7 protein-coding genes are annotated in these 5,573 nt (G+C 66.5%); all 7 read left to right on the forward strand.

The window, feature by feature from the left end; translation table 11 throughout:
* On the forward strand, nt 1-1,179 hold a 1,179-nt coding region (gene flhF / locus ACEN88_RS23215; protein ID WP_413343438.1), incomplete at its 5' end, for a flagellar biosynthesis protein FlhF.
* On the forward strand, nt 1,172-1,978 hold the full coding sequence (locus ACEN88_RS23220; protein WP_413343439.1) for a MinD/ParA family protein: 807 nt from the start codon (nt 1,172-1,174) through the stop codon (nt 1,976-1,978). The genes flhF and ACEN88_RS23220, both read left to right, overlap by 8 nt.
* Nucleotides 1,979-2,008: 30 nt before the next feature.
* The gene (locus ACEN88_RS23225) at nt 2,009-2,728 is read left to right on the forward strand and encodes an RNA polymerase sigma factor FliA (protein ID WP_413343441.1); all 720 of its coding nucleotides are present in this window, start codon (nt 2,009-2,011) and stop codon (nt 2,726-2,728) included.
* A complete protein-coding gene (locus ACEN88_RS23230) occupies nt 2,719-3,462 on the forward strand; it encodes a flagellar motor protein (RefSeq protein WP_413343443.1) in 744 nt (247 codons plus the stop codon). The genes ACEN88_RS23225 and ACEN88_RS23230 overlap by 10 nt, the downstream gene beginning before the upstream one ends.
* A gap of 9 nt (nt 3,463-3,471) precedes the next feature.
* Nucleotides 3,472-4,206 carry a flagellar motor protein MotD gene (gene motD, locus ACEN88_RS23235; RefSeq protein ID WP_413343445.1) on the forward strand — a complete coding sequence of 245 codons (735 nt, stop codon included), beginning with the start codon at nt 3,472-3,474 and terminating at the stop codon, nt 4,204-4,206.
* A 59-nt stretch (nt 4,207-4,265) separates the two neighbouring features.
* Nucleotides 4,266-4,667, forward strand: a complete 402-nt coding sequence (locus ACEN88_RS23240; protein ID WP_413343446.1) for a hypothetical protein — start codon at nt 4,266-4,268, stop codon at nt 4,665-4,667.
* Nucleotides 4,668-5,060: 393 nt separating this feature from the next.
* Nucleotides 5,061-5,555, forward strand: a complete 495-nt coding sequence (locus ACEN88_RS23245) for an MASE3 domain-containing protein (RefSeq protein ID WP_413343448.1) — start codon at nt 5,061-5,063, stop codon at nt 5,553-5,555.
* Nucleotides 5,556-5,573: the final 18 nt, after the last annotated feature.

Raw genomic sequence — 5,573 nt, forward strand, 5'->3', positions numbered from 1 at the left:
CGTCCGGCGCCGCGCGCTTTCCAGGAAGCCCCGGCCGCGCGCCAGCCGATGAATTCGCTGTATGACCTTGACGAGCCCGCCGCACCGGCCGTGGCACCGACCTACGCCAACCGCCGCGCCCCGCAAGCGGCGGACGTTCCGGCCTTCGACATGTCCGCGATGACCGCGATGATGTCGGCCGCGATCGCCCAGGCGAAGGAATCCGCCGCCGCCGAAATGCACGGCATGATGAACGAGATCCGCGCCATGCGCGGCATGATGGAATCGCAGCTGGCCGAGCTGTCGTGGGGCACCACCCAGCAGCGCGAGCCGCAGAAGGCCGCCGTGCTGCGCGAGATGCTGGCCGCCGGCTTCTCGGCGAGCCTGTCGCGCTACCTGGTCGACAAGCTGCCGGCCGGCAAGGATGCCGCCGAGTCGCTGCGTTGGGTCAAGACGGTCCTGGCGCGTAATATCACGACGATGGCCGACGAGGATGCGATCCTCGACCGCGGCGGCGTGTTCGCGCTGGTCGGCCCGACCGGCGTCGGCAAGACGACGACGACCGCCAAGCTGGCGGCCCGCTGCGTGATGCGCCACGGCCCGGAAAAGCTGGCGCTGATCACGACGGACGCCTACCGTATCGGCGGCCACGAGCAACTGCGCATCTACGGCAAGATCCTGGGCGTGATGGTGCACTCGGTGAAGGACGAGGCCGACCTGCGCATCGCCCTGAAGGAACTGCGCAACAAGCACACCGTGCTGATCGACACGATCGGCATGTCGCAGCGCGACCAGATGGTGACGGAGCAGGTCGCCATGCTGACGGAGTCGGGCGCCGACGTGAAGCGCCTGCTGTGCCTGAACGCGACGTCGACGAACGAGACGCTGAACGAAGTCGTGCGCGCCTACCAGGGCACGGGGCTCGCCGGCGCCATCATGACCAAGATGGACGAAGCCGCCTCGATCGGCAACGTGCTGGACGTGCTCGTGCGCCAGAAGCTGAACCTGCACTACATCTCCAACGGCCAGCGCGTGCCGGAAGACCTGCACCTGGCCGACCGCGCGATGCTGGTCGACCGCGCCTTCCGCACCAGGCGCGACGCCGCCGCCCAGATCGCCGACGCCGACCTGCCGCTGATGATGGGCGGCCTCGGCAACCTGAACAACGACCGTTCGCTGCGCGAGGTGTACGTTGGCTAGTTTCGACTTCGACCAGGCGGAGGGCCTGCGCCGGATGCTGGCCGGCCCCAAGCCGCGCATCGTGACCTTCCTCTCCGCGACGCCCCACGACGACAAGGGCGCCATGCTCGTCAACCTGGGCGCCTCGCTGGCCCAGTCCGGCAATGACGTGATGATCGTCGACGCCTGCACGCGCGACTACGGCGTGGCCCAGCGTCTCGGCGTCGACCGTGGCCCGAGCCTGCTGCAGGTCGCGCGCCAGGAGTGCGCGCTGAACCAGGTGATCCACCCGGTGCCGCAAGGCTTTTCCGTCGCCACGATGGCGCGTATGGCACCCGCCAGCGCGGACGAGGCGCGGCGGCTGGCCAAGACGTTCGACGTGCTCGTCAAGCAGGCCGGCAGCATCATCATGGTCGACGGCGAATTTTCCGACGATGGCACGTTCCCCGTGCCGATCATGGCCTCGTCCGAGATCGTCGTGCAGGTGTCGACGAGCGCCACGTCGATCACGAACGCGTATGCGCTGATCAAGCGTTTGTCGCAGCATCTCGGCCGCCGCCCGTTCGGTATTCTTGTCACGGGCGCTACCGAAGCCGAGGCGAAGGTGGTATACGATAATATGTCATCTGCGGCAACTCGTTACTTGGCGGTAACGCTGACCTCGATGGGCTCCGTACCGGCAGACGAGTACCTGCACCGTGCCGCGCGCCTCGGGCGCGCCGTGGTCGACGCATTCCCGCTGGCCGGCGCTTCGGTGGCGTTCCGCCGCCTGGCCGGGCGCTTTGCGCGCACCGGCATGCAGCAGGGACGGGCCGCCTGAAGCGGCGAAGAATAATTAATTAATGGAACCATGTACACGGTCAAAGGGAAAGCGGACAAAAACTCTCTGCTGACGGAGCACATGCCGTTGGTGAAGCGTCTCGCCCACCAGATGAAGGCCAAGCTCCCGCCGTCCGTCGAAGTCGATGACCTGGTACAGGCCGGCATGATGGGCCTGCTCGATGCGATCAACCGCTACGAGGAGAACCACGGCGCGCAGTTCGAGACCTATGCGGTGCTGCGCATCCGCGGCGCGATGCTGGACGAGCTGCGCAGCAGCGACTGGATGCCGCGCTCCACGCGCGCCAACATGCGCAAGGTCGAGTCGGCCATGGCCGCGCTGCAACAGCAACTGGGCCGTCCGCCCAGCGAATCGGAGGTCGCGAAGTCGCTCAAGCTGTCGCTGGGCGATTACCAGGACCTGCTGGGCGATTCCGGCGGCCACCAGCTCGTGTACTACGAAGACTTCCACGACGAGGACGGCGGCGACGGCTTCCTCGACCGCTATGCCGTGGACGACGACGATCCACTGAAGAGCCTGCTCGACACGGACTTCCGCCAGACCGTCATCGACGCCATCGACGCGTTGCCGCCGCGCGAGAAGATGCTGATGGGCCTGTACTACGAAGAAGAACTCAACCTCAAGGAAATCGGCGCCGTGATGGGTGTGTCGGAATCGCGCGTTTCGCAGCTGCACACCCAGGCCGTGGCGCGCCTGCGCACGTATCTGCGGGAGCGCTCGTGGACCTGACCAGCCTGCTCGGTCTCGCACTGGCGCTGGCCGGGATCTTCGTCGGGCATACGCTCGACGGCGGCAAGTTTTCCTCGCTGTTCCAGCCCGCCGCCTTCGCCATCGTCGTCGTCGGCACGTTCGGCGCCGTCCTGTTGCAGACGAAGTCGCAAGCCTTCGTGCGCGGCGTGCGCATGCTGCGCTGGGTGTTCGTCACCCCGCCGGACCGGCGCCATGCGCTGGCCCGCGAAATCCATTTGTGGAGCCTGTCCGCGCGGCGCGACGGGCTTTTGTCGCTCGAGCAGTACATGGCCAAGGCCGACCCGTTCATCCAGAAGGGCCTGCGCCTCGTCGTCGACGGCATCCAGCCCGACAAGCTGCGCAGCCTGATGCACACGGAAATCAACAACTACGAATTCCGCGAACGCCAGGCCGCGCGCATCTGGGAATCGGCGGCCGGCTATGCGCCCACCGTCGGCATCCTCGGCGCCGTGCTGGGCCTGATCCACGTGATGGAAAACCTGTCCGATCCGTCGAAACTCGGCGCCGGCATCGCCGTCGCGTTCGTGTCGACCATCTACGGCGTCGGCCTCGCGAACCTGTTCTTCTACCCGGTCGGCAACAAGATCAAGGGCATCGTCTCCGAGCGCGTGGCCCAGTACGAAATCCTCGCCGACGTCTTCCACGACATCGCCACCGGCGACTACACGCGCGTGCTCGACGAGCGCGTGGCGTGCCTGCTGTCCGAACACTGATCCGGAACCATGGCGCGCCGCAAGAAGTACGAGCAGGACAACGAGAACCACGAACGCTGGCTGATTTCCTACGCCGACTTCATCACGTTGCTGTTCGCGTTCTTCGTCGTCATGTACGCGGTGTCCGTGGTTAATATCGGCAAGTACACGGTGCTGTCGGAAGCGCTGGGCGACGCGTTCGGCGGCCGCGGCGCGGCGAACAAGTCGAACACGATGGTCGAGGTCGAGGCATTGCCGCTGTCGGCCATCCTCGCCCACAAGCGTGCGGAAGCGGCCAAGCGCGACCGCGAGCGCCTCGAGCTCTTGGCGCAGAAGCTGGACAGCATCCTCAAACCCCTCGTCAATACCGGCAAGATGCGCGTCACGCAGACGGCGCGCGGCGTCACGCTCGAGATCAATGCGAGTGCCCTGTTCGACGAGGGCGATGCCACCCTGACGCCCACCGCGCAGGAGACGCTGCGCACCGTCGCCGGCCTGCTGAAGGACGATCCGCACGGCATCGAAGTAGAAGGTTTCACGGACAACACGCCGATCGGCAACCCGGCGTTCGCATCGAACTGGGAATTGTCGGCCGTGCGCGCCACGACCGTCGTGCGCCTGTTCGCGGCGAACGGCGTCGCCGAGGAACGCCTGGCCGCCGTCGGACGCGGTGCCAACCGGCCGATCGCCTCGAACGACGACCCCGCCGGACGGGCGCGCAACCGGCGGGTGGCCGTCACGATCCTGTCCGGCGCCAATTCCTGACGGGGGCGCGTTACAATCGTTCCAACGCGACAGCAATGTCGATCGAAGGAGGAGGGCGGATGAACCTGCACGCAAGCCTGAGCGTCGACGCGCGGCACGACAAGGTATGGATCACCTTCAAGGCGGAAAATCGCGGCGAGCGCCGGGTCTGGCTGCCGCGCGCGCTGACCGATGATCCCCGGCCCGGCGGCCGCGTGTTCGACGTGCGCGTGCATCCGGGCGGCGCCCCCATCGCCTACGTGGGCGCCAACGCCGCGCGCGGCGGCGCCGACTGGTTCGAGCTCCCACCGCACTCGGCTCACACGCACACGGTCGACATCACGGCCGACTACGCCTTCCGGCCCGGCGACCACACGTATGAACTGCGCTACGCCGGCCTGGCGCTGGCCGACATCCACCATCCCGAAGCCACCACGCCGCTCGTCACCGAACCCGTGCTGTTTCGCCACGTCGCGCCTTAACGTCGCTGTACGTTCCGGCGCGGCGTGTTCTCCGGGTGCAAGCACGATGAGATCGGCGGACGCGGGCGGCGCCCGCTTATTTGGATGCCGAGATAGCTGACGGGCAGGCCGTGGTATTTATCGCCGTGAGACCGCCCTGTTAGCGTTCAATTTGGTACATTGATGCAACATATTGACCGTTGATGTAAGTATTGCTCGATCTACATTTAATAAACTGCTATCATCTATTGATTCTCTGGATACGAAAGTTTCATCAGGGAATCTTCCTTCCAAGCCGGCGCGGCCTTGCCCTCGGCGTCAATCGCTTCAGCACATGAATATCGAGCACGACAGCCAGGTATCCCGCGTGAGCGGACTTCGTACGCACGGCCGGCCAACCGCGGGCTGGGCGGCATGAGGCGGCACGCGCGCAAGATTCCGTCCACGGTACGGCTGTCCATCCTCACCACCTTGCTGGCGCTGTTCATGGCCTGGCTCGCGCTCGGCAACGCGGCGCGGCTGCCGTGGGACCCGCGCTGGTACCTGACGGCGCACACGGCGATGGAAGTGTTTTCGGTCGTCGTGGCGATGCTCGTGTTTGCCACGGGCTGGCACGGCATCGGCCGCGACATGCCGATCCGCGTGGCCCTGCTGTCGCCGAGCGCACTGGCCGTCGGCCTGCTCGACATCGGCCACCTGATGTCGGTCCACGGCATGCCCGGCGTGGCGGGGTCGGGGTCGGTCGGACACGGTATCGAATTCTCTCTGCTCGCGCGCGTCGTCAGTGCCGCGGCGCTGCTCGTCGCCGCGTTCGCGCCGCGCGAGCGCACGGTCAGCCGGCTGTGGCGTATACACAACACCCAGCCCCCCAGACCGCGCGACCAGTGGGGTTTCGGGGTGTGGGGGTAAAAAAAAAAATGGGGGGGG

The sequence above is a fragment of the Massilia sp. CT11-108 genome (assembly GCF_047302915.1).
GTDB lineage: Bacteria > Pseudomonadota > Gammaproteobacteria > Burkholderiales > Burkholderiaceae_D > Telluria > Telluria orientalis.